Source organism: Martelella alba (assembly GCF_005217455.1).
GTDB lineage: Bacteria > Pseudomonadota > Gammaproteobacteria > Enterobacterales > Enterobacteriaceae > Acerihabitans.
Genome location: NZ_SZPQ01000147.1, coordinates 1 through 979 on the forward strand (window position 1 = coordinate 1; position 979 = coordinate 979).

1 protein-coding gene is annotated in these 979 nt (G+C 51.1%); it reads left to right on the forward strand.

The features are described from left to right. Positions 1–24: 24 nt before the first annotated feature. On the forward strand, positions 25–979 hold a 955-nt coding region (locus tag FCN80_RS26125; RefSeq protein ID WP_230492985.1), incomplete at its 3' end, for a M23 family metallopeptidase.

The window sequence follows — 979 nt, forward strand, 5'->3', positions numbered from 1 at the left end:
CTTTTCCTGACAAGGAGTCAGTTTATGATTATCAGCCCACCGTTTCTGAAAGCGAAAGATGCCCATGAAACTGATGCAGCCTGGATTGAAAGAGTCATGACCGTAGTTGACCGCCGTGATTTCCCGGTGAATGGTTATGGGTCGTGGCATGGCGGGATACACATCCGTCAGACTGACGCTGGCAGACCTGCCGAGCGCGTTCGGGCAATTGCGGATGGTACTGTCGTTTCACTGCGCAACAGCTCCGACAAACGAGACCTGGCGCCATTGAACCTCAACGCCGGTAAACCCGATGCCAAAGGCAGCGATGATGGATATGTGCTGATAAAGCATGAAACCGAGATCGGCAGCGGTGATGAAGCAAAAGTGATTTTCTACTCACTTTACATGCACCTGAAGTCGCTGGCCGAAACCGTTAAAGCCGGTGAAAAGGTTTACCGTAAGGATCCGTTAGGCCTTCCCGGTATGGTGGATGGGGTGAATGCGTTCCATTTCCAGATATTCTGCGATGACGACAACATCAGCAAACTCACAGGCAGAAAGACCCGTGAACTGGACGTGTCGAAAGATGGCCGAACCGATGCAGTTTATGGTGATATTCACTTTTATCTTCCGGCCGGAACGAAGTTTTATGACAGAGCGCCGGCACATAACAGCACTTCCACTAACGGGCTTAGCGAATGCCATACCAGTACACTCCCCCTTTATGTCAGCATGACGCTGGAAAAGGGAAGCTGCACCATGGTGACCCGGCAGAAAAATACGCAGGTTGATGGGAAATATGATCTGCTTGGCGAGCCACTGGTGAATGCTGATGGCAAAGACTACGAATACAATCTCTATAAAACCGCGATGCGGAATTATAAGGAGAGCCCAAGTGCCGGGTTCGAATTACTCCGCTTTGGGCGGGTAATCAATACCGGGCATGAAACGCTGGTGCCGGCAGACGCGCCATTATGGATGACGGTCAATTACCCTA